Annotated in this window: 18 protein-coding genes; 4 read left to right on the forward strand and 14 right to left on the reverse strand. The window is 58.6% G+C overall.

Going from position 1 to position 21000, the window contains the following annotated elements:
* Nucleotides 1–113: 113 nt before the first annotated feature.
* The 8 genes from QMX93_RS10945 to betI form a co-directional block, all read right to left on the reverse strand.
* Nucleotides 114–1451, reverse strand: a complete 1338-nt coding sequence (locus QMX93_RS10945; protein WP_282355613.1) for a TldD/PmbA family protein — start codon at nt 1449–1451, stop codon at nt 114–116.
* Nucleotides 1451–2893, reverse strand: a complete 1443-nt coding sequence (locus QMX93_RS10950) for a TldD/PmbA family protein (protein ID WP_282355616.1) — start codon at nt 2891–2893, stop codon at nt 1451–1453. Before QMX93_RS10950 ends, QMX93_RS10945 begins: the two co-directional genes overlap by 1 nt.
* A 230-nt stretch (nt 2894–3123) precedes the next feature.
* Nucleotides 3124–3468 (reverse strand): AzlD domain-containing protein, encoded by a 345-nt coding sequence (locus QMX93_RS10955; RefSeq protein ID WP_282355619.1) that lies wholly within the window; start codon nt 3466–3468, stop codon nt 3124–3126.
* A complete protein-coding gene (locus QMX93_RS10960; RefSeq protein ID WP_282355621.1) occupies nt 3465–4154 on the reverse strand; it encodes an AzlC family ABC transporter permease in 690 nt (229 codons plus the stop codon). Before QMX93_RS10960 ends, QMX93_RS10955 begins: the two co-directional genes overlap by 4 nt.
* A gap of 35 nt (nt 4155–4189) precedes the next feature.
* A complete protein-coding gene (locus QMX93_RS10965; protein ID WP_282355624.1) occupies nt 4190–5188 on the reverse strand; it encodes a hypothetical protein in 999 nt (332 codons plus the stop codon).
* Between the two features lie 196 nt (nt 5189–5384).
* Nucleotides 5385–7088: a choline dehydrogenase gene (gene betA, locus QMX93_RS10970; RefSeq protein WP_159814757.1), complete on the reverse strand. Its 1704-nt coding sequence runs from the start codon at nt 7086–7088 to the stop codon at nt 5385–5387.
* Between the two features lie 206 nt (nt 7089–7294).
* Nucleotides 7295–8767, reverse strand: coding sequence for a betaine-aldehyde dehydrogenase (betB, locus tag QMX93_RS10975; protein WP_159814756.1), 1473 nt, complete (start codon nt 8765–8767; stop codon nt 7295–7297).
* 88 nt (nt 8768–8855) lie between these two features.
* Nucleotides 8856–9449, reverse strand: a complete 594-nt coding sequence (gene betI / locus QMX93_RS10980) for a transcriptional regulator BetI (protein WP_053124587.1) — start codon at nt 9447–9449, stop codon at nt 8856–8858.
* A 323-nt stretch (nt 9450–9772) separates the two neighbouring features.
* Between betI and betT the strand changes: the two genes are divergently transcribed.
* Complete coding sequence (betT, locus tag QMX93_RS10985) at nt 9773–11770, forward strand: choline BCCT transporter BetT (protein WP_053124585.1); 1998 nt, start codon at nt 9773–9775, stop codon at nt 11768–11770.
* 227 nt (nt 11771–11997) lie between these two features.
* Here the strand turns inward: betT and choV are convergent, their stop codons facing one another.
* The 3 genes from choV to QMX93_RS11000 all read right to left on the reverse strand — a co-directional run bounded on the left by choV (nt 11998) and on the right by QMX93_RS11000 (nt 15032).
* Nucleotides 11998–13176 carry a choline ABC transporter ATP-binding protein gene (gene choV, locus QMX93_RS10990; RefSeq protein WP_053124583.1) on the reverse strand — a complete coding sequence of 393 codons (1179 nt, stop codon included), beginning with the start codon at nt 13174–13176 and terminating at the stop codon, nt 11998–12000.
* Nucleotides 13173–14018, reverse strand: coding sequence for a choline ABC transporter permease subunit (gene choW, locus QMX93_RS10995; RefSeq protein ID WP_008085763.1), 846 nt, complete (start codon nt 14016–14018; stop codon nt 13173–13175). Before choW ends, choV begins: the two co-directional genes overlap by 4 nt.
* Nucleotides 14019–14084: 66 nt before the next feature.
* A complete protein-coding gene (locus tag QMX93_RS11000) occupies nt 14085–15032 on the reverse strand; it encodes a choline ABC transporter substrate-binding protein (protein WP_201236498.1) in 948 nt (315 codons plus the stop codon).
* Between the two features lie 191 nt (nt 15033–15223).
* On the opposite strand from QMX93_RS11000, the gene QMX93_RS11005 reads away from it, so the two are divergent.
* The 3 genes from QMX93_RS11005 (at nt 15224) to QMX93_RS11015 (ending at nt 18463) form a co-directional block, all read left to right on the forward strand.
* Nucleotides 15224–15403, forward strand: a complete 180-nt coding sequence (locus QMX93_RS11005; RefSeq protein ID WP_053124581.1) for a hypothetical protein — start codon at nt 15224–15226, stop codon at nt 15401–15403.
* A gap of 65 nt (nt 15404–15468) precedes the next feature.
* Nucleotides 15469–16845: an L-serine ammonia-lyase gene (locus QMX93_RS11010; RefSeq protein WP_053124580.1), complete on the forward strand. Its 1377-nt coding sequence runs from the start codon at nt 15469–15471 to the stop codon at nt 16843–16845.
* A 514-nt stretch (nt 16846–17359) separates the two neighbouring features.
* A complete protein-coding gene (locus tag QMX93_RS11015) occupies nt 17360–18463 on the forward strand; it encodes a GlxA family transcriptional regulator (RefSeq protein ID WP_053124577.1) in 1104 nt (367 codons plus the stop codon).
* An 88-nt stretch (nt 18464–18551) separates the two neighbouring features.
* On the opposite strand, the gene QMX93_RS11020 is transcribed toward QMX93_RS11015, so the two are convergent.
* From QMX93_RS11020 to QMX93_RS11030, 3 genes are all read right to left on the reverse strand, one after another.
* Nucleotides 18552–18815 (reverse strand): hypothetical protein, encoded by a 264-nt coding sequence (locus tag QMX93_RS11020; RefSeq protein ID WP_038363130.1) that lies wholly within the window; start codon nt 18813–18815, stop codon nt 18552–18554.
* Between the two features lie 386 nt (nt 18816–19201).
* Entirely contained in the window at nt 19202–20365 is a 1164-nt protein-coding gene (locus QMX93_RS11025) for a gamma-butyrobetaine dioxygenase (RefSeq protein ID WP_282355667.1), read from the reverse strand.
* A gap of 24 nt (nt 20366–20389) precedes the next feature.
* Nucleotides 20390–20866 carry a thioesterase family protein gene (locus QMX93_RS11030; protein WP_212545041.1) on the reverse strand — a complete coding sequence of 159 codons (477 nt, stop codon included), beginning with the start codon at nt 20864–20866 and terminating at the stop codon, nt 20390–20392.
* Nucleotides 20867–21000: the final 134 nt, after the last annotated feature.

Below are 21000 nucleotides of genomic sequence, written 5' to 3' on the forward strand. Positions count from 1 at the left end.
TCGTTCCCACGCTCTGCGTGGGAATGCCTCAACGGACGCTCCGCGTCCGCTTTTGGCAGGGACGCGGAGCGTCCCGGGCTGCATTCCCACGCAGAGCGTGGGAACGATCGCTGTCAGAGAGTTAGCGTAAGTCGGCTAACCAGCGCCCCCGGCAGCAATGCCGACGAGGTATTGCGCTGGCTGTACGTGCTCGCTGACAGCAGCAACTCACGCTCCGCCGTCAGCGCTTCCAGCTGCGAACCCAGCAGGCTGTACGCGCTGTCGTCAAAACGCATGGTGCTCACCGGCGCCTGAATTTCGCCGTTCTCGACCCAGAAGGTCGCAAAACGGGTCATGCCGGTCATGCGCGCTGCCGGTTGATCCGAGAAGTTCAGGTACCACAAGTTGCTGATGTACAGCCCGGTGCCCAGTTGCTTGAGGATTTCCGCCTGCGGCAATTCACCGGCGGCCATGTTCAACGCACTCGGCGATTCACCGCCGCTGGCGCCGTTAGCGGCCAAACCATATTCCGCCGCGCTGCGCGAGCCAACCAACTGATCCCCCGCTTTGCCCTCGACGATCAAACGCAAATCGCTGCGTGGATAACCTTCGCCGGAAAACGCCGGGCTCAGCGATTCGCTGACTTTCTCGTCCAGCGACACCAGCGGACTGAACGCTTGATCGCCGACATACAACTTCTGCAACGGGCTGCTTTTGCTGGCAATCGACTGCGCCGAGAAACCGCCCCAGCTCAGCATGCCCATGATTTCTTCCAGCGCCGCTGGCGCCAGATAGGCGCGGTACTGCCCCGGTGCCAGGGTGCGCAACGGCCGACCGAGAAATTCCAGTTGCTCGCGCGCCTGAGCAAAGCGCTTGGCGAACCCTTCGCTGCTCCAGTCATGCCCGGCGTAGCTGGCTTTCACCGCTTCGCCGTTCTCGTGAAACAGGCTGAAATCGAAGTTGAAGCTATTGGCCTGATGCCAGCCAAACGCCCCCGAAGAACTGGCGAAACCACGGCTGATCGGCCCGGCGGCATAGAAGCCCACCAAGTCGAGACCTTCAGCAGCGGCGCAGATTTCATCGACCACCTGTTCCGTGTCCGGCAGCGGATGTTCCTGCACATTCTTGCTCTGCCAGCCGTTGTGATTGAGCAGTAGATACGGATCCTGCGGCAACAGCGGCAAGGTTTCGCGCAGTTGTTGCAGGCCTTCGGCGAGGCGTTGCAGGTCGCCTTCCTGATCACCCGAGAGGGTGACTTGCAGGTCGGCATGACGCCCGTCGTTGATCAGCTTCAGAACGATGTTGGCCTGCTGCACCTGCCCGGCCTGACGCACTTTGGCGTGATTAAAGCGCACAAACGCCGAGGATTCGGCGGCAAAGCTGAGGGTGAATTGCTCCGGCTCACGGACGCTGTCGCGCAGCCAATTGACCATGACCTTGAAGGCGTCGGACTGACTCTTCGAAATGCTCATCAGGCGTCTCCCCCAAACACATCAACGTTGCTGAATACGCAGGCCGGCGAAGCGTGGCCGACGCGGATCACCTGATTCGGTTCGCCCTTGCCGCAGTTCGGCGTGCCCAGCACCTTGACGGTGTTGGCGTCGCCGACGGCGCGCAGGTTTTTCCAGAAGTGCGCGGAAATCGCCCGGTAGTTCGGATTTTTCACCACGCCTTTAAGTTCACCGTCTTCGATCAACTGGCCCCATTCGCAGCCGAACTGGAATTTGTTGCGCGCATCGTCGATCGACCACGAACGGTTGGTGCTCATCAAAATGCCGCGCTCGATGCCTTCGATCAGCTTGTTCAACGGCTGATCGCCCGGTTCGATATTGAGGTTGGCCATGCGATCAATCGGCGCACGATTCCAGCCGCAGGCACGGCTGTTGGCGACGCCATCCATGCCGGCACGGAATTGCGACAGCGCACCGCCCAGCGGCCGCAGCAGCAGGCCTTCGCGAATCAGAAATTGTTTGCTGGCCTGGGTGCCGTCGTCGTCATGGCCATAGCTGGCGAGCTCTTCGGGAATGCCCGGATCGAAGGTCACGTTGAGCAGTTTCGAGCCGTATTGCAGGCTACCGAAGTCGCTGGCTTTGACGAAACTGGTGCCAGCGTAATTGCGCTCGTCGCCGAGGATGCGGTCGAGTTCCAGCGGGTGGCCGATGGATTCGTGGATCTGCAGCATCATCTGATCGGGCATCAACAGCAGATCGCGCGGGCCTTGCGGAGTGTTCGGCGCGAGCAGCAATTGCAGGGCCTGATCGGCGACTTGCGGGCCGGCGCCGATCAAGCCGCAGCGGCTGATTACATCAGCGCCGCCCTGTTGGCCGAAGTTTTCGCGGCCGAGGCTGCGGGTCTGGCTGTCGTTGCCGTCGTAGGCGGTAACGTCGAGGCCTGGGTAGACGAAGCGCTGGGCCTGGCGCAATTCGGCCCCGGCGCTGCTCAGGTAAATCTGTTCGACGTGAGTAATGCCGATGCTCACCTGCCAATTCACCAGGCGCTCATCCTTTGGCACCGAGGCGGATTCCGCGCCGAGCAGCTCAAAGCATTCGTTCAGGGACGGAAAGGGCTGTTCGAGATTGGGTGAAAAGTAATCAGCGCGATCGCTGGACACTGGCTGATCACGCAGGTCGAGCAAGGCGTGCGGCTTGAGGCGGCGGGCCTGAGTTTCGGCGCGTTCAAGCGCAGCTTGCAGGCCTTGTTGCGAGAGGTCGTTGGTCGCGGCATACGCCTCAACGCCATTAACGCGAACGGTGAGCATAGCGCCTTCGTCACGGCTCAGGCTTGGCGGTTCGGCGACGTTCTTGCGTACCGACAGGTACTGCCCGGACTCGCGTACATATCGCAGGGAAAAAAACTCAGCGCCCGTGCGCAAGGCAGCGAAGCGCTGCTTGAGCTGGGGGTGGAAATCGAACATTCGGGAACCTCCTTGTCAGGGGGAAGCGGTAAAGCGACGGCGGGGAGGGGTGAAACGGTTGCGCGAGGTCTAGAGTAGGCCTGCGTGGGGGCAGGATCAAGGGCGGTGCCGAAGAGGGGAAACTGTTTTCTGAGTGCGGTCATCGCGACAGGCGCGCGTGAATTCGTGAGCACGCCAATCTTGGGCGGCTCACGAGGCGCAAATGCGTACGAAGTACAGGTGTCTAAATGTCAGTCATTAAAATAGACGAACGCGAGTAAATAAATCACCAGACTTGCCAGGAAGCTGGGGAGTATTTGTTTGGTTTTGGCGACGACAACGAATGTTCCTGCCAGCAGCAGTATTTTCAACCCGTCGATTATCTGAAACTGCTGTAGAAGACTCGGCGCATCAAGTTTGTTGAAAGCGGTGTCGTAGATGATCACGCCTAACATGGCTTGGGCGCTGTAACTGACAAAACGGTAGAACGAACCGTTGGTGTGCGTCAGCGCCGGGGTGTTCTTGAAAGCGAATGGCAGAGCCCTGAAAGCAAAAGCTGTTACAGCCGCGAAGCTGATGAGTAACCAGAGCATCATTGACTGGTTGCTCCTTTACGACTGCAGAGATTTTCAATCATCACTATCAGGCCACCAATGACGAAGGGCGTTATCAACAGGCTGTAGTCTTTGAACAGCAGGACTAGCAGAGGGGCACTGATAAACCCCAGCCAATAGCTGGAAACTTCCATGTAGTGTGGCCAGTGCTTGCCGGCCAGCGCGGTAAATTGAAGGGGCAGGAGCATGGTGATGGCGGCAGCGATCACCGGTGAGGCATAACCTGCTCCAGCGATAAATCCGATGTAAGTGCAGATAATCGATACGGCGAAGATCGGTGCGCCTACGCCAAGCAAATACGCAAAAGGGAAGCTGGCGCTTTGTTTGAAACGTGTCATGCAGGCTGTGAAGATTGATGGCGTAAACAATATCAGCGACGCCAGAATCTGGCGCGTCGACGTCGTTTTCAGATGAGGTACCAGTGTCGCTGAAAGCAAGACAAAACGAGCATTGAGCGCCAGGATGATTGGAATCAGCAACCAGCCGTCGCTATGGTTTTGTATAAGCAGAAACTGCAGAGGCGTGGAAAAAATGAACAACGTTGTCGCCAGCACCTGACTCAGCGAGAGTGCTTGTGTTGCCCCTAACATCCCGATTGATAGATAAAGAAAGATGAACGCGACGCCAAAGCTTATAGCGTCGCGGCCGCCATCTTTAAGCGTTTGCATGAAAGTGGATTGGTGTAGTGGTTGGCAAGCACTCATCAGTTTGCTACCAACAGGGCTGGCTGTTCGTTCAACGAATAGTACTGCTTGCGAGGCCCTTTACTGCGAAACAGCAGGCGTGGTGTTGTAGCAAATGTTGATTCGGCAGCGCGTGAGCGAGCCTCATTGACGCTGATATCAAGCGTGGGGCGCGCATGCAGTACTTTGTTGTTGGCAACAATCAGGAACGTGCCTGTTTCTGCAGTGGAGAGGTTGCATTTCGCGGCTGACAGTCCTGCGCGGATTTTATCCAGCACCTCTTGTCCACCGTTGATTGCCCGCATCCGCTCGCCACTTTGAGCGTCGATACGGAAGTCCAGTGAAAACCGGTAACCATTCCAATCGTCATATTCAACGACATTACGCACTCTTTCTTTCGTCCCTGTGACGTTTTTGCCGGACACAAAAATCGCCCGCATGCCTAATAAAGTTTGCAGTTCTTCGTCGTCGAGGGAGAGCAGCAAGTCGGCAGGATAATAATAAGCGGTCGGCGTTTGGGTTGTGTCTCGGCATACGGTGAGCGCAAGTAAATCGACATTCAGATGTTCATAAAGATCATCAGAGTGCGGCGTAATATCGCCGTGGCCGTTACCCCATTCCCGAAAGTTTTCACCGAACGGTTTCAGATACAACGCTTTATGATCTTCATACTCATATTTAATATCGGTCAAGTGGAACAGGTCGGCCAATGCTTCGTGGACAGTGAGGGCCAGTTCGGGAGAGTCGATTTTGAATATGTTTCGGATGCATACGGCGGCAACGCCGCCAGCGCAGCCGATTTTATCGAAATAGGCAGCGTCTTCTGAGTGAAGGTGTTCGAGAAACAAGCTTGTCAGTTTTATTTTGAGGGTGTGTATATCTTGTGCGCTGTTCTTTTTCCACCACGACTCAATGACGCCGCTCAGGTAACTGAAATCAAGAGTAACAGTTGTTTCTCGGGAAAGTTTCTGGCGAAATAAATCGGCAGACATAAATCGTTTATTGCAGTTGAGCGCCATTGGCCTTCCTTGGGTTATGGTTTTTGCTGGCGCGCATACTAATGTTTTTATTTGAAAGCAGTTGTTGTCAATTATTACAAGACTTGTTTGTTCTGCGGATGGCTAATTGCCCAGAGTGAGTTGTGCAAAGCGAATAAAAAAGCCGCCGATTCTATAAAAAGAAACGGCGGCTTTCGATTGCGTGAGTAGCGGGCTGTCAGTGCGCAGCCGGGGTGATATCACGCATCGGCTTGCCCTTCACCGGTGCATCGCCCGCAACATAGTACGGTGCGGTACTGCGTGGCAGCGGCTGGCGGCCACGGATCTTGTCGGCGATTTTCTCGGCGATCATGATCGTCGGCGCGTTGAGGTTGCCGGTGGTGATGATCGGCATGATCGAAGCATCGACCACACGCAGGCTCTGCATGCCGTGCACGCGACCTTCGCCATCAACCACAGCCATCTCGTCGGTGCCCATCTTGCACGAGCAGGACGGGTGGAACGCGGTTTCGGCGTGCTCGCGGATGAACTTGTCGAGTTGCTCATCGGTTTGCACTTCGATGCCCGGGCTGATTTCGCGGCCACGGAAAGCGTCCAGCGCAGGCTGCTGCATGATTTCACGGGTCAGGCGGATGCCGTCGCGGAATTCCTGCCAGTCTTGCTCGGTGGCCATGTAGTTGAACAGGATGCTCGGGTGCTGGCGCGGGTCTTTCGACTTGGCCTGGATGCGACCACGGCTCGGCGAACGCATGGAACCCATGTGCGCCTGGAAACCGTGCTCTTTCACACCGTTGCTGCCGTTGTAGTTAATCGCTACCGGCAGGAAGTGGTACTGAATGTTCGGCCATTCGAATTCCGGACGCGAACGGATGAAACCGCCGGCTTCGAACTGGTTGCTGGCGCCGATACCGGTGCCGTTGAACAGCCACTCGGCACCGATGGCTGGCTGGTTGTACCAGAGCAGCGACGGGTACAGCGAAACCGGTTGGGTGCACGCGTATTGCAGGTACAGCTCAAGGTGATCCTGCAGGTTTTCACCGACGCCCGGCAGATCGTGAACGACCGGGATGTCGAGCGACTTCAGCAGTTCGGCCGGGCCGACACCGGAACGCTGCAGAATCTGCGGCGAAGCGATCGCGCCGGAGCACAGCAGCACTTCTTTGCGCGCTTTGACTTCTACGCGCTCTTCAGCCGAACCGACCAGGTAACGCACGCCAACCGCACGCTTGCCTTCGAACAGAATCTTGTCGGTCAGAGCGTGGGTGACGATGGTCAGGGTCGAACGCTTTTTCGCGGTGTCGAGGTAGCCACGGGCGGTGGAAGCACGACGGCCGTTCGGCGTCACGGTGCGGTCCATCGGGCCGAAGCCTTCCTGTTGATAACCGTTCAAGTCTTCGGTGCGCGGGTAACCGGCTTGTACGCCCGCTTCAACCATGGCGTGGAACAACGGGTTGTTGCCAGCCTTCGGCGTGGTCACGCTGACCGGGCCTTCGCCACCGTGGTAATCGTTCGGGCCGATGTCGCGGGTTTCGGCTTTGCGGAAGTACGGCAGGCAGTCGAGGTACGACCAGTTTTCCAGGCCCGGCAGTTTCGCCCAGCCGTCGTAGTCCATCGCGTTGCCACGGATGTAGCACATGCCGTTGATCAACGAAGAACCGCCGAGGCCTTTGCCGCGACCGCATTCCATCCGGCGACCGTCCATGTGTGGCTCGGCGTCGGTTTCGTAAGCCCAGTTGTAGCGACGACCTTGCAGCGGGAACGCCAGAGCAGCCGGCATTTGTGTGCGGAAGTCGAGGCGATAGTCAGGGCCGCCTGCTTCGAGCAGCAGAACGGTGACGCCGGCGTCTTCAGTCAGACGGGTCGCCAGGGTGTTACCGGCGGAGCCGGCACCGATGATGATGTAATCGAATTCTTGGGACATTGAATGCACCCTCTTTGAAGTTGGTCAGGTCAACTGTGACCGCGCACCTGTGGCGAGGGGATTCATCCCCGTTCGGCTGCGCAGCAGTCGCAGAGTCAGCGACTGGGTTCTGTCTGGATATTTGCATTGCCGGGAGGGGGCTGCTTTGCAGCCCAGCGGGGATGAATCCCCTCGCCACAAAGGGCCCATCCAGACTCTGCGTCAGATCAGAACACCGAAACGTAATCGCCCAGCTCGACCTGTACCGATTTGATGCGGGTGAAGTTGTTCAGCGAGCTGATGCCGTTTTCACGGCCAACACCCGACTGCTTGTAGCCGCCGACCGGCATTTTTGCGTCGGACTCGCCCCAGGCGTTGATCCAGCAGATACCGGCTTCCAGTTGATGAATCACGCGGTGCGCGCGGTTCAGGTCTTTGGTGACGATACCGGCGGCCAGGCCGAAGTCGGTGTCGTTGGCGCGGCGGATCACTTCTTCTTCGGTTTCGTAGGAGAGGATCGCCATGACCGGGCCAAAGATTTCTTCACGAACGATGGTCATGTCGTCGGTGCAATCGGTGAACACGGTCGGTGCGACGAATGCGCCCTTGGCGAATTCGCCGTCGGTCAGACGCTCGCCGCCGCACAGGACGCGGGCGCCTTGCTCTTTACCCTTGGCGATGTAGCCCAGCACGCTTTCCATGTGCGCGAAGCTGACCAGCGGGCCGAAGTTGGTGTTTTCGTCTTCCGGGTTGCCGATGCGGATGCGTGCAACGCGTTCAACGATCTTGGCTTCGAAAGCGGCTTTCAGGTGCGCCGGAACGAACACGCGAGTGCCGTTGGTGCAGACCTGACCGGAGCTGTAGAAGTTGGCCATCATCGCGGTGTCGGCAGCGCGATCGAGATCGGCGTCGTCGCAGATGATCAGCGGGGACTTGCCGCCCAGTTCCATGGTCACGTCTTTCAGCGACGAAGCCGAAGCGCTGGCCATTACTTTCTTGCCAGTGTCGGTGCCGCCGGTGAAGGAGATTTTTTCGATGCGCGGGTGCTCGGTCAACCAAGTGCCGACTTCACGGCCGCTGCCGGTCAGGACGTTGAACACGCCGTTTGGCAGACCGGCTTCGGTGAAGATCTCGGCCAGTTTCAGGGTGGTCAGCGAGGTGACTTCGCTTGGCTTGAAGATCATCGCGTTACCGGCAGCCAGGGCTGGCGCGGATTTCCACAGCGCGATCTGGATCGGGTAGTTCCACGCGCCGATACCGGCAACCACGCCCAGCGGCTCGCGACGGGTGTAGACGAAAGAAGTGTCGCGCAGTGGAATCTGCTCGCCTTCGATCGCCGGCACCAGGCCTGCGTAGTATTCCAGCACGTCAGCGCCGGTAACGATGTCGACGTACTTGGTTTCGGAGAAGGATTTACCGGTGTCCAGGGTTTCCAGCGCGGCCAGTTCATCGTTGCGCTCGCGCAGGATGTCGACGGCGCGACGCAGGATGCGCGAACGCTCCATGGCGGTCATCGCGGCCCAGATTTTCTGGCCCTTTTCAGCGGCGACTACAGCGCGCTCGACGTCTTCCTTGGTCGCACGTTGCACCTGTGCGAGGACTTCACCGTTAGCCGGGTTGATGGCTTCGAAGGTGGCATCGCTGCCGGCGTCCGAGTACGCGCCATCGATGTAAAGTTTTTGCAGTTCGAAACGGGCCATAGTGTCCTCGCAAGTGCATTAGTGGTTGGCGTTGACCACCGCGGTGAGGCTGCGGTGGCAGTGAGGGGCCGAGCGTTTTCTGTGTGCTCTAGCTCACCTTCTTGGCCAATTGGAAATCCATGTATTCGTAAGCGATCTGTTGCGCCTGCGCCGTGTCGAAAGCATCTCCCGACAGCGCGCCGCGCAACCACAAACCGTCAATCAACGCTGCCAGGCCACGCGCTGCGGTGCGCGCATCTTCGAGCGGCAACACACGGCGGAACTCGCAGCACAGGTTGGAATACAGACGGTGATCGTTGATCCGCTGCAACCTGTGCAAAGACGGCTGGTGCATGCTGGTGGCCCAAAAGGCCAGCCAGGTTTTCATTGCCGGGCCATTGACCTGGCTGGCGTCGAAGTTGCCTTCGATGATCACCTGCAGATGCGCCCGTGGGCTGTCATCTGCCAGCGCTTGGCGGCGCAGGGTGACGTTCTCGCTGAGGACGCTCATCAGATACCGCATCGTGGCGGCAATCAGGCCGTTCTTGTCCTGAAAGTAATGACTGATGATGCCATTCGAGACACCGGCCAAACGGGCGATCAGCGCAATGCTGGCGTCCCCCATTCCGACCTGATCGACCGCCTGCAAAGTGGCTTCGATCAGCTGTTGGCGGCGGATGGGTTGCATACCGACCTTGGGCATCTTGCACATCTCCTTAGGCCTTCCGAGGGGCGATCAACGCTCATCGGATTGAGGGCCAGTCTATTTTGTTTTGATTGAACGTTCAATCAACAAAGAATAAGATCTGCGACAAATCGTCGCTGCTTACAGATTTTTCCCACATGTGAATGGCGCAAAAACTGACATCCAAAACCGCTCGAACCCTATACGCCACGGCGCTCTCAGGGTTCGGGCTTTTTTCGGGGTGTCTTTATATCACCCGTCGGTCGGCTGCCAACTAACCGATTAGTCGGGTGCCGTGTTGCCTTGTGTTCTTCTCTCGCACTGCCTGGAGCATTTGTGCCATGAGTTCTGCCTCGCTAATAAAGACCCCGCCCGAGAAGGTGACGGTCAACGGTTGGGTGTTTTACACCTCTACCGCGCTGATTCTGTTGTTGACCGCCATTCTGATTATCGCCCCGCAAGAGGCCGGCAGACTGTTGGGTATCGCTCAGGCCTGGTTGTCGCGCAGCTTCGGCTGGTACTACATGGTGGTGATCGCCGCTTATCTGGTCTTTGTCGTCGGTCTGGCGTTTTCCTCGTACGGCAAACTCAAACTGGGCAGCAAGGACGACACCCCGGATTTCAGTTACGGCGCCTGGGCGGGGATGCTGTTCTCGTCGGGTATCGGTATTTCGCTGCTGTACTTCGGCGCGTCCGAGCCGCTGGATCACTACTTCAATCCGCCGGAAGGCGCCTCGGCCACCAACATGGCCGCGCGTCAGGCGGTGCAACTGACGTTCCTGCACTGGGGCCTGCACGGCTGGGCGATCTACGCACTGGTCGGTCTGGCCGTGGCGTACTTTGCTTACCGTCATAACCAGCCGCTGGCGTTGCGTTCGGCGCTGTATCCGCTGGTCGGCGAGCGTTGGGTCAAAGGCGCGGCCGGTCATGCGGTGGACGGCTTCGGCATGTTCGTAACGCTGCTGGGTCTGGTGACGAACCTGGGGATTGGTTCGCTGCAAGTGTCGTCGGGCCTGGAAAACCTGTTCGGCATGGAACACAGCAATACCAACCTTTTGATCGTGATCATCGTGATGAGCACCGTGGCGACCATCGCTGCCGTGTCCGGCGTGGAAAACGGCATTCGTCGTCTGTCCAACCTGAACATCGTGCTGTTCAGCGGTCTGCTGATTTTCGTGCTGTTGTTCGGCCCGACCTTGCACCTGCTCAACGGCTTCGTGCAGAACATCGGCGATTACCTCAACGGCATCGTGCTGAAAACCTTCGACCTCTATGTGTACGAAGGCAGTGCCGAAAAAACCGAACGCTGGATGGGTCTGTGGACTCTGTTCTACTGGGCCTGGTGGATTTCCTGGGCGCCATTCGTCGGCATGTTTATCGCGCGTATTTCCCGTGGTCGCACCGTGCGTGAACTGGTGGCTGGCGTACTGCTGATTCCGCTGGGCTTCACTTTGGCCTGGCTGTCGATCTTCGGTAACTCGGCGCTGGATCTGGTGATCAACCAAGGGGCGGTGGAGCTCGGAAAGACGGCGCTGGAACAGCCGTCGATGGCGATCTACCAAATGCTTGAGCATTACCCGGCGTCGAAAATCGTCATCGGTGTGTCGATCTTTGTTGGCTTCGTGCTGTTCCTGACCCCGGCCGATTCTGGCGCGGTGATGATGGCGAATCTGTCCTGCAAGGGCGGCAACGTTGATGAAGATGCGCCGCACTGGCTGCGGATTTTCTGGTCGGCCGTGATCACCCTGGTGACCATCGGCCTGCTGTTCGCCGGTAACTTCGAAGCCATGCAAACCATGGTCGTGCTGGCCGGTCTGCCGTTCTCGGTGGTGTTGGTGTTCTTCATGTTCGGCCTGCACAAGGCGATGCGCCAGGACGTGCAGATCGAACAGGAGCAAGCGCAACTGGCAGAGCGCGGTCGACGCGGTTTCAGCGAGCGTCTGACGCAACTGGATCTGCAGCCGAGCCAATCGGTGGTGCAGCGTTTCATGGACAAACAAGTCAGCCCGGCGCTGGAAGATGCCACCGCGCAGATGCGTGCGCAGGGTCTGACAGTGCAGACGCTGCTGGGTAAATCCAAGCGTTGCATGGGCGTGCGCGTCGAGATGGAAGAGGGCAACCCTTTCGTTTACGAAGTCAGCTTGGACGGTTATCTGGCGACCCCGACTGAATCGGCGCAGTCCGATGAAGCGCGCCAGCGTTACTACCGCGCTGAAGTGTATTTGCACAACGGCAGCCAGGATTACGACCTGATGGGCTTCACGCAGGATCAGATCACGCGGGATGTGCTCGATCAGTTTGAAAGCCATCGGCAGCTCCTTGGCCGGGTGTATAGCTAAAGTCAAAAGCCCCCTCACCCCAGCCCTCTCCCTAAGGGAGAGGGGGAAAGGGAGCAGATCGGGGGCTTTTCAAAGCCTGAGTTCGACTCAATTTCTCAGGTCGGTGTAGCTTGAAAGTACAACTCGGTCGGTTCCCTCTCCCTCCGGGAGAGGGCTAGGGTGAGGGGCTTTTACCTTGACCCAATAAAAAAGGGATCGCTCACCGCGATCCCTTTTTTTATCCCGCCTTAACCGAGGTTCTTGCCCAGCAACGCGTGATACAACTCGCTGTCGCCCAAGATCCCCACCACATGATTGTTATCGTGCAGCACCAGTTTGTTGCCGGTCTGATAACGAATCTGCAGCGCGTCACGCATGCCGATGTTCGAATCCACCAGCGTCGGCTTACGCTCCAGCCCTTCCACCGCTTGCCCCGGCGCCCAGTTCTGCAAATTCAGCACTGAACCGTTCTGCCGCGCACCCTTGATGGTGTTGCCCTCAGCCAGATCCAGCCACGAATCGCCGCCCGGATCCAGGCACACCGAACCATTGATGCGTTTGCAGTTGTCCAGCGTGCGCATCAGGCTGCGGCCGCACAGCACGTTGAGCGGATTGGTGTGCGCGACAAACGTGCGCACATAGTCGTCCGCCGGGTTGAGCACGATCTCTTCCGGCACGCTGTACTGGATGATCCGGCCGTCTTTCATGATCGCGATGCGGCTGCCGAGCTTCAGTGCTTCATCAAGGTCGTGACTCACGAACACAATGGTCTTGCTCAGCTTGCGTTGCAGCTCCAACAACTCATCTTGCAGACCCTGACGGATCAACGGGTCGAGTGCCGAGAACGGTTCGTCCATCAATAGAATGTCGGCGTCCATCGCCAGTGCCCGCGCCAGACCAACGCGCTGCTGCATACCGCCAGAGAGTTCGTCAGGCTTCTTGTTGCGCCATTGCGTCAGGCCGACCAGTTCGAGTTTGTCGTCGACCAGTTTGCGCCGTTCTTTTTCCGGACGGCCCTGCATTTCCAGACCGAAACTGATGTTTTCGCGCACCGTCAGCCACGGCATCAGCGCGAATTTCTGGAAGACCATGGCGATGCGTTGGGTGCGCATCATTTTCAGTTCGGCCGGGGTGCAGGAAGCGATGTCGATCTGCTTGCCTTCATGCTCGACGAACAGCTTGCCACGGCTCACGGTGTTGAGGCCGTTGATGCAGCGCAGCAGGCTCGACTTGCCCGAACCGGACAGGCCCATCAGCACGCAGATTTCGCCCTTGTTGACGTCCAGCGTGGCTTTTTCCACGCCGACGATCTGCCCGGTTTTCTTCAGGATCTCGTTGCGGGTCATGCCCTGATCGAGCAGCTTGAGCGCCTCGCGTGGATCCTTGGAGAAGATTACGTCTACGTCTTCGAAGCGAATTATGCTCATGCGTCACCCCCTACTTTGGCGTCGGGTTGTTTGCAGATACGGTCGAGCATGATCGCCAGCAGTACGATCGCCAGGCCTGCTTCGAAGCCCAGGGCGATATCAGCAGTGTTCAGTGCGTTGACCACCGGTTTGCCGAGTCCGTCGGCGCCTACCAGTGCGGCGATCACCACCATCGACAGCGACAGCATGATGCACTGGGTGATGCCGGCAGCGATGCTCGGCATGGCGTGAGGCAGTTCGATCCGTGAGAGCAATTGGCGACGCGAGCAGCCGAAGGCTTTGCCGGCGTCCATCAGTTCTTGCGGGACATCGCGGATGCCCAGGTAGGTCAGGCGGATCGGCGCAGCGATGGCGAACACCACCGTGGAGATCAGGCCCGGCACCACACCCAGCCCGAAGAGGGTCAGGGTAGGAATGAGGTAAACGAAGGTCGGTACGGTCTGCATCAGATCGAGTACCGGACGCATTAACGTGTAGAACATCGGTTTGTGCGCGGCGACGATGCCCAACGGCACGCCGATGACCACGCAGACCAGGGTCGCGAACAGCACCTGGGCGAGGGTTTCCATGGTTTCCTGCCAGTACCCCAGATTGAGGATCAGCAGAAAGGAAGCGATGACGAAAACGGTCAATCCCCATTTGCGCTGGATGAAATGCGCGAGCAGGGCGATGAGGCCGATCAAGACAAAAGGGTTGAACCAGGTGAGCGCAAACGTCACGCCGTGGATCATCGTTTCCAGTGTCACGGCGATTGCGTCGAAGGTGTTGGCGCCGTGTTGCGTCAACCATTCAACGAAGCCCGCGATGTACTGGCCTAAAGGTATTTTCTGATCAATCAGCATGGTAGTGAACGTCCGCATGCGAGGAAATAAACAGCCCGAGGGAGCAAGCTCCCTCGGCATAAGCGATTACTGAGCGAGCTTGGCTTTCACGGCCTCCAGGCCAGGTTTACCGTCAATGGTGGTCACGCCAGCGAGCCAGGTATCGAGCACCTGTGGATTCTTTTTCAGCCAGGCCTTGGCGGCCGCGTCAGGCTTCATCTTGTCGTCGAGGATGTTGCCCATCAGTTCGCTTTCCATGTCGACGTTGAACTCCAGGTTTTTCAGCAACTGACCGACGTTGCTGCATTCCTCGGCGTAACCCTTGCGGGTGTTGGTCGCCACGGTTGCCGCACCGAAATCGGGGCCGAAGAAATCATCGCCACCGGTCAGGTATTGAATTTTGAAGCGCTTGTTCATCGGGTGCGGCGCCCAGCCGAGGAAGACCACGGCGGTGTCGCGTTTTTGCGCGCGATCAACCTGCGAGAGCATGCCCGCTTCCGACGATTCGACGACTTTGAAACCGGCGGTTTTCAGGCCGAAGGCGTCCTTGTCGATCATGCTCTGGATCAGGCGATTACCGTCGTTGCCAGGCTCGATCCCGTAGATCTTGCCGTCGAGTTCTTTCTTGAATTTGGCGATGTCGGCGAAGTCGTGCAGACCTTTGTCATACAGGGCTTGCGGCACGGCGAGGGTGTACTTGGCGCCCTTGAGGTTGGTGCGCACGGTTTCCACGGTGCCGGCGTCGCGGTAGGCCTTGATGTCGTTCTCCATGGTCGGCATCCAGTTGCCGAGGAACACGTCCATGTTCTTGCCGTCCGCCAGCGACTTGTAGGTCACGGGCACGGAGATCATGGTGGTCTTGGTCTTGTAGCCGAGGGCGTTGAGAACAACGGAGGTGGTCGCGGTGGTCGCGGTGATGTCAGTCCAGCCGACATCGGAGAAATTCACGGTACTGCACTGCGCCGGTTCTGCAGCTTGCGCCAGTAACGGCAGACTCAGCATGGCGGCCAATAACAACGACGGGGAACCTTTCATGGATGGACTCCTTGGTGTTTTTTTTGGCAGTGTTCCGACTGTGGACCACCGCACTTATAGGTTGCGGTTGGATGGCGTTCTGGAGACAGCTCTACCACGGCGCCTTGCAATCGAGTCATAACGATCATGTACCAGTGAAAATCTGACGCCTACAGGGGGGGTCGTATCCAGTACAGGGATGGTCGTATCTAGTGTCGGTGACGTCGTTTACAGCTTTTTTCTGCCCCGATCAGCCATCTGAACCGCACAAAAACGGCGAAAACCGGGGCGAAAACGGCGCGGCGCTGGTGGACATGAGTGCGTCGGTGCCAGACGTCGTGCGTCCCGACAAAAGCCTGATGATGCGGGCATTCTGGCGGATCGCAGCTTGAGCGTAGCAGCTCCGCCAGCGGGCGCTTTTGCGTCCCGGACCGGCATCCTCAGGAGCTCTGCAGCAATGGCTATCAGCGTTTTCGACCTGTTCAAAATCGGCATCGGCCCGTCCAGTTCCCACACCGTCGGGCCGATGCGCGCGGCGGCGTTGTTTGTCGAGTCGCTGCGGGGCAAGCATCAGTTGGAACAGGTGCGGCGGATCGAGGTGCAACTGTTCGGTTCGCTGTCGGCCACCGGTATCGGTCACGGCAGCGACAACGCGGTGATCATGGGTTTGATGGGTGAGTGGCCGGACGCAATCGACCCGGCGCAGATTGGCCCGCGCATTCAGGCACTGCGTGAAACTCACACGCTTTTATTGGATGGTCGTTTATCAGTGCCGTTTGTCTGGGCGCGGGACATGCGCCTGATCGATGAAAACCTGCCGTTCCATCCCAATGCGATGACCATTGTTGCTGAAGGCGATCACGGTGAATTGCATCGCGACACCTACTATTCCGTTGGCGGCGGTTTTGTCGTGGATGAAGCGCAGGCCTCCAGCGGTGTCGTCGATCTGGATCGCACTGAATTGCCTTATGACTTTTCCAGCGCGGTTGAACTGCTGGATCTGTGCAAGAAGAACAACCTGCGCGTCGCTGAATTGATGATGGCTAACGAAAAGGTCTGGCGCAGTGAAGAAGAGATTCGCGCTGGCCTGATGAAGCTATGGCGGGCGATGCAGGATTGCGTCGAACAGGGACTGAAACACGAAGGCATCCTGCCCGGCGGTTTGAATGTGCGGCGGCGTGCGGCGAAGTTGCATCGCAGTCTGCAGGAATTGGGCAAGCCCAATGTGATCGGCTCGACGTTGAGCGCGATGGAGTGGGTCAACCTGTTTGCGCTGGCGGTGAATGAAGAGAACGCAGCAGGCGGGCGTATGGTGACGGCGCCGACCAATGGCGCGGCGGGGATCATTCCAGCAGTGCTGCACTACTTTATGAAGTTCAGCGAGGCGGTGACGGACGCCAACGTGGTCGACTACTTCCTGAGTGCGGCGGCGGTGGGGATTCTGTGCAAGAAGAATGCTTCGATCTCGGGTGCCGAAGTCGGCTGTCAGGGTGAAGTCGGTTCGGCGTGCGCAATGGCGGCGGCGGGGCTGGCGGAGATTCTCGGTGCTACGCCGGAGCAGTTGTGCAACGCGGCGGAGATTGGCCTGGAACACAACCTTGGGCTGACCTGCGATCCGGTCGGCGGACTGGTGCAAGTGCCGTGTATTGAGCGCAATGCGATTGCGGCGGTGAAGGCGATCAATGCGGCGCAAATGGCGTTGCGTGGCGATGGTCAGCACTTTATTTCGCTGGATCGGGTGATCCGCACCATGCGCGATACCGGGGCCGACATGCATGACAAATATAAAGAGACCTCGCGGGGTGGGTTGGCGGTTAGTGCGGTTGAGTGCTGAGACCGAGTCGCCTCTATCGCGAGCAGGCTCACTCCTACAATTGGAGTGCGTTCCCCTGTAGGAGTGAGCCTGCTCGCGAAGGCGCCAGACCAGTCAAAACTGCTCAGCAAGTGAACACACCCAATCAAACACGCCACCTTTTAGCGCGTCGCAATCAGATAAGCGCCTTTCTCAGCCACACCGCCCAACCACCACCCTTACCGCCCGTCACCCGTGCCTGTGGTGACACTCCGATACAAATGCGCTCAGCCCTGTTCCCACAAGTGCTACCGATTTGCTCACGATCCTTTGCGCAGGGCTATCACCCGCCCTGATGGCACTTCGAAACACCTTCCGTCGCACGGCTTGTATAGACACTTCAGCAGGTCGTTTTCAGGAGTTATTGAACGGCCATCCAACTTTAGGCATGGCAATTGCTCTGTCATAACAAAGCCCGTCTCCCACGCGAGAACGATGGCCATAACAAGAGCCTCCGCCTGAGGCCATCACCCGCTTTGTGTGAGGAGATACCGCGATGACGTCGTTCAACTCCGGGGCCCAACCCCAGAACCGTGCGCCTCAATCCATCGGCTTTCTGCTGCTGGACAATTTCACGCTGATTTCTCTGGCCTCCGCAGTAGAACCCCTGCGCATGGCCAACCAATTGTCCGGTCGCGAGCTGTATCGCTGGAGCACCCTCACCGTCGATGGTGGCCAGGTGTGGGCCAGTGACGGTCTGCAAATCACCCCAGACGCCTCCATGCACAAAGCCCCGCCACTGGACACCATCATTGTCTGCGGCGGCATCGGCATTCAACGCACCGTTACCCGTGAACACGTCTCGTGGCTGCAAAGCCAGGCGCGCCAGTCCAAGCGCCTCGGCGCCGTGTGCACTGGCAGTTGGGCACTGGCCTGCGCCGGGTTGCTCGACGGTTTCGATTGCAGCGTGCACTGGGAATGTCTGGCGGCGATGCAGGAAGCTTTCCCGCGCGTTGCCATGAGCACCCGTTTGTTCACCCTCGACCGTAACCGTTTCACCAGCTCTGGCGGCACCGCGCCGCTGGACATGATGCTGCACCTGATCAGCCGCGATCACGGCCGTGAACTGTCCGCCGCGATCTCGGAAATGTTCGTCTACGAACGCATCCGCAACGAGCAGGATCACCAGCGCGTGCCGCTCAAGCACATGCTCGGCACCAATCAGCCGAAACTGCAGGAAATCGTTGCGCTGATGGAAGCCAATCTGGAAGAGCCAATCGATCTGGATGAACTGGCGGTGTATGTGGCCGTGTCGCGTCGACAGCTGGAGCGGCTGTTCCAGAAATACCTGCACTGTTCGCCGTCGCGTTACTACTTGAAGCTGCGCCTGATCCGCGCCCGGCAACTGCTCAAGCAGACGCCGATGTCGATCATCGAAGTGGCGTCGGTGTGTGGTTTCGTGTCGACGCCGCACTTCTCCAAGTGCTACCGCGAATACTTCGGCATTCCGCCGCGTGACGAGCGCGTAGGTTCTAACACCACCCAACAAGTGGCGATGCTGCCGCTGCCGCAAGCGATTGTGATGTCGCCGCTTTCGGGGCCGATGTCGGCGTTGAGTCAGGCGCGCAATGAATCGACGTTTGCCAGCGTAAGGCTGTAGACCGAGTCATCGTTCTTCGCGAGCAGGCTCGCTCCCACATTGGAATGCATTCCTACTGTGGGAGCGAGCCTGCTCGCGAATGGATTTATCAGGCGCTATGGCTTTGCTGGAAATCGGCGAGTGCTGGCAACAACTGCTTGTCGATCGCCTGCCGCACTGCCGGCTGAATACTGGCGCCGCTGGTGTACATGTCCTTGACCATCTTGCGCAGTTCAAACGCGCGAACATTATCCAGACCCCGCACCGCACACTCGCAGGCCTGCTCGGCTGTTGAACCGCTCGGCACCTGAAAACCCAAGGCCTTGAGCTGTCCCAACAGGTCTTCCTGGTCAATCAAATCGGCGTACATCATCACGCAAATCCTTCTGTGGCAACGGAGGTCTTGGCTTGATTCTGTAAGGCCGGGACGGGGACGGCAAGGGCGTTTTGTCTGTGTGGCTGCGACGACTATGAACAGGTCGTTTTCGGCTAACTCGACAGACAGGGGAGTGGGCACACTGGCGCAAGCTCGCTTCACGAAGGTTTGGTCACCTCGCACGGCAGCTCCTCAACAGTAGTTTGAGCCCCGATCCGGTCACGGCTGGTATCGGGGCTTTTTTTTGGCTGTGAATCAGAGGAGTTGGGTTGTTTGATCTGACGCCTTCGCGAGCAGGCTCGCTCCCACAGGTGAACGCGTTCATTCAGGGGAATGCGATTAAATGTGGGAGCGAGCCTGCTCGCGAAGAACGATAACGCGGTCTAACGCTGTAACACGAGGATCCGCGACAACAACTCATCCCGGTCGATATAGCAGCCCTGAAAATGCCGCGCCCCGGTGGCCGGGTCGAACGCATTGCGCGCATGCAACGTACGGCGATTATCAAAGCACCACAGCTCGCCCGGATTCAGCCGCTGCATCAACCGAAACCGTGGCTCGCGGGTCATCGCGATAAATCGCCGATATGCCCGATACAACAGCGGCATCTGTTCCACCGACGTTTCATACGCCCCGCGCAAGAAGTTCGCCATGCGAATCTCCGCCACGCGTCCTAATGCATCCAAAGCAATGATCGGCGCCAGGCAGCGATAGTCGCTGTGCCGATCCTTATTGCGAAACTCTACCGGTATTTCGCACAGGGCCTGAAACGACGCCGGGTCTTCATTGCGCAACGCATCAGCAATCGCAAAGCCATCGACAAAAATACTCTCGCCACCCTCGGCGTCATTCACCAGACAATGCAGAAATTGCAGCCCCGGTTGCAACTCGCGCGTCGGCAGGTCCGTGTGCAATGGCAGGTTGAAAGCGGTGTAGGCATTGCTGTCGGCATCGGCCTTGGATTGCACATTGAACAGCACGCCGAAATTGCTTTCGCGGATGAATGAAATCCGCTGGGCGATGAGCCTCAGCGAACCGGGTTCGGTGGGCACGCCGCGTACTTGGGTCAGGCCGATGTCGCGAATGGCGAGCATCCATTGCAGCAGGGCGGCGTTGTCGTTCATCAGCGCCGCGTACTCGAACACCGGCAACTGCAAATCGCTGTGCCACAGGTAAGGCTTGGGTTTGGCTTCGAGGCGTTCCGCGCGGGATTCATCGTCGTAGGCGTGAGCGCGTAGCCACCCCGGATCGAAACGGCTGAGGTGGCCGTCCTGCCAATCGATGCGTAAGCAGCCATCGGTGTCGATGTGTGAGGCGGCAGGTTTCAGGTCTATGGCGGCATCGACGATCTCGAAAACCTGTTCGCGCGTAACGTTGTAAACGCATTGCTGACACGGGCAATTGTCCCGCAACCAGACATGGTGAAACGGGCTGACGCGGCCGTCAGCCCACTCGATGGCAACACGATCCGCCAGACTCTGCACGCCGCTTAGCGCGCTGATCAACGGATAAGTACGGAAGTCGGCAACAGCGGCAGCGGTGTTCATGGCGGCTCCTTGCGATCGATGGAATTACCGGGCGGGCGGCAGCGCGATGACGCGGCCGATGTAAGCGGGAGCGGGCAGGTCTTTCTGCTCGGTGACGATGGCTTGCAGACGGCTCAAGGTGTCGGCGCTGAACGGTGCCGAGCGCGGACCGGCGAGGTCGACGTGGAGGAGCATTTGTTCGTTGCCGGCCAGTTCCTGATCGTCACCGACCTTGTGCAGGCTGTGATAGAGGTGCAGGCGTTTGCTGTCGTGGCCGATGATTTGTGTGCGCACTTCAACCTCGGTATCGAGCTTCACTTCGTGCAGATAGTTGAGGTGCAGCTCGAGGGTGAACAGCGAGTGGCCGCTGGCTTCGCGGTTGTTGCTGTCCATGCCGAGGCGATCCATCAGGGCATCGGTGGCGTAGCTGAAAATCAGCAGGTAGAAAGCATCGCGCAGGTGGCCGTTGTAGTCGACCCAGTCGGGGATGATTTTGGTTTGGTAGGTGGTGAGGGTGGGCATGTTTTCTCCTGGCGCGATCGTTCCCACGCTCTGCGTGGGAACGCCTCCTGTGACGCTCTGCGTCACGCTTCTGGGACGCGGAGCGTCCCGGCTGCATTACCACGCTGAGCGTGGGAACGATCATTAAACGACCA

Source organism: Pseudomonas sp. PS01303 (genome assembly GCF_029959385.1).
Lineage (GTDB): Bacteria > Pseudomonadota > Gammaproteobacteria > Pseudomonadales > Pseudomonadaceae > Aquipseudomonas > Aquipseudomonas rustica.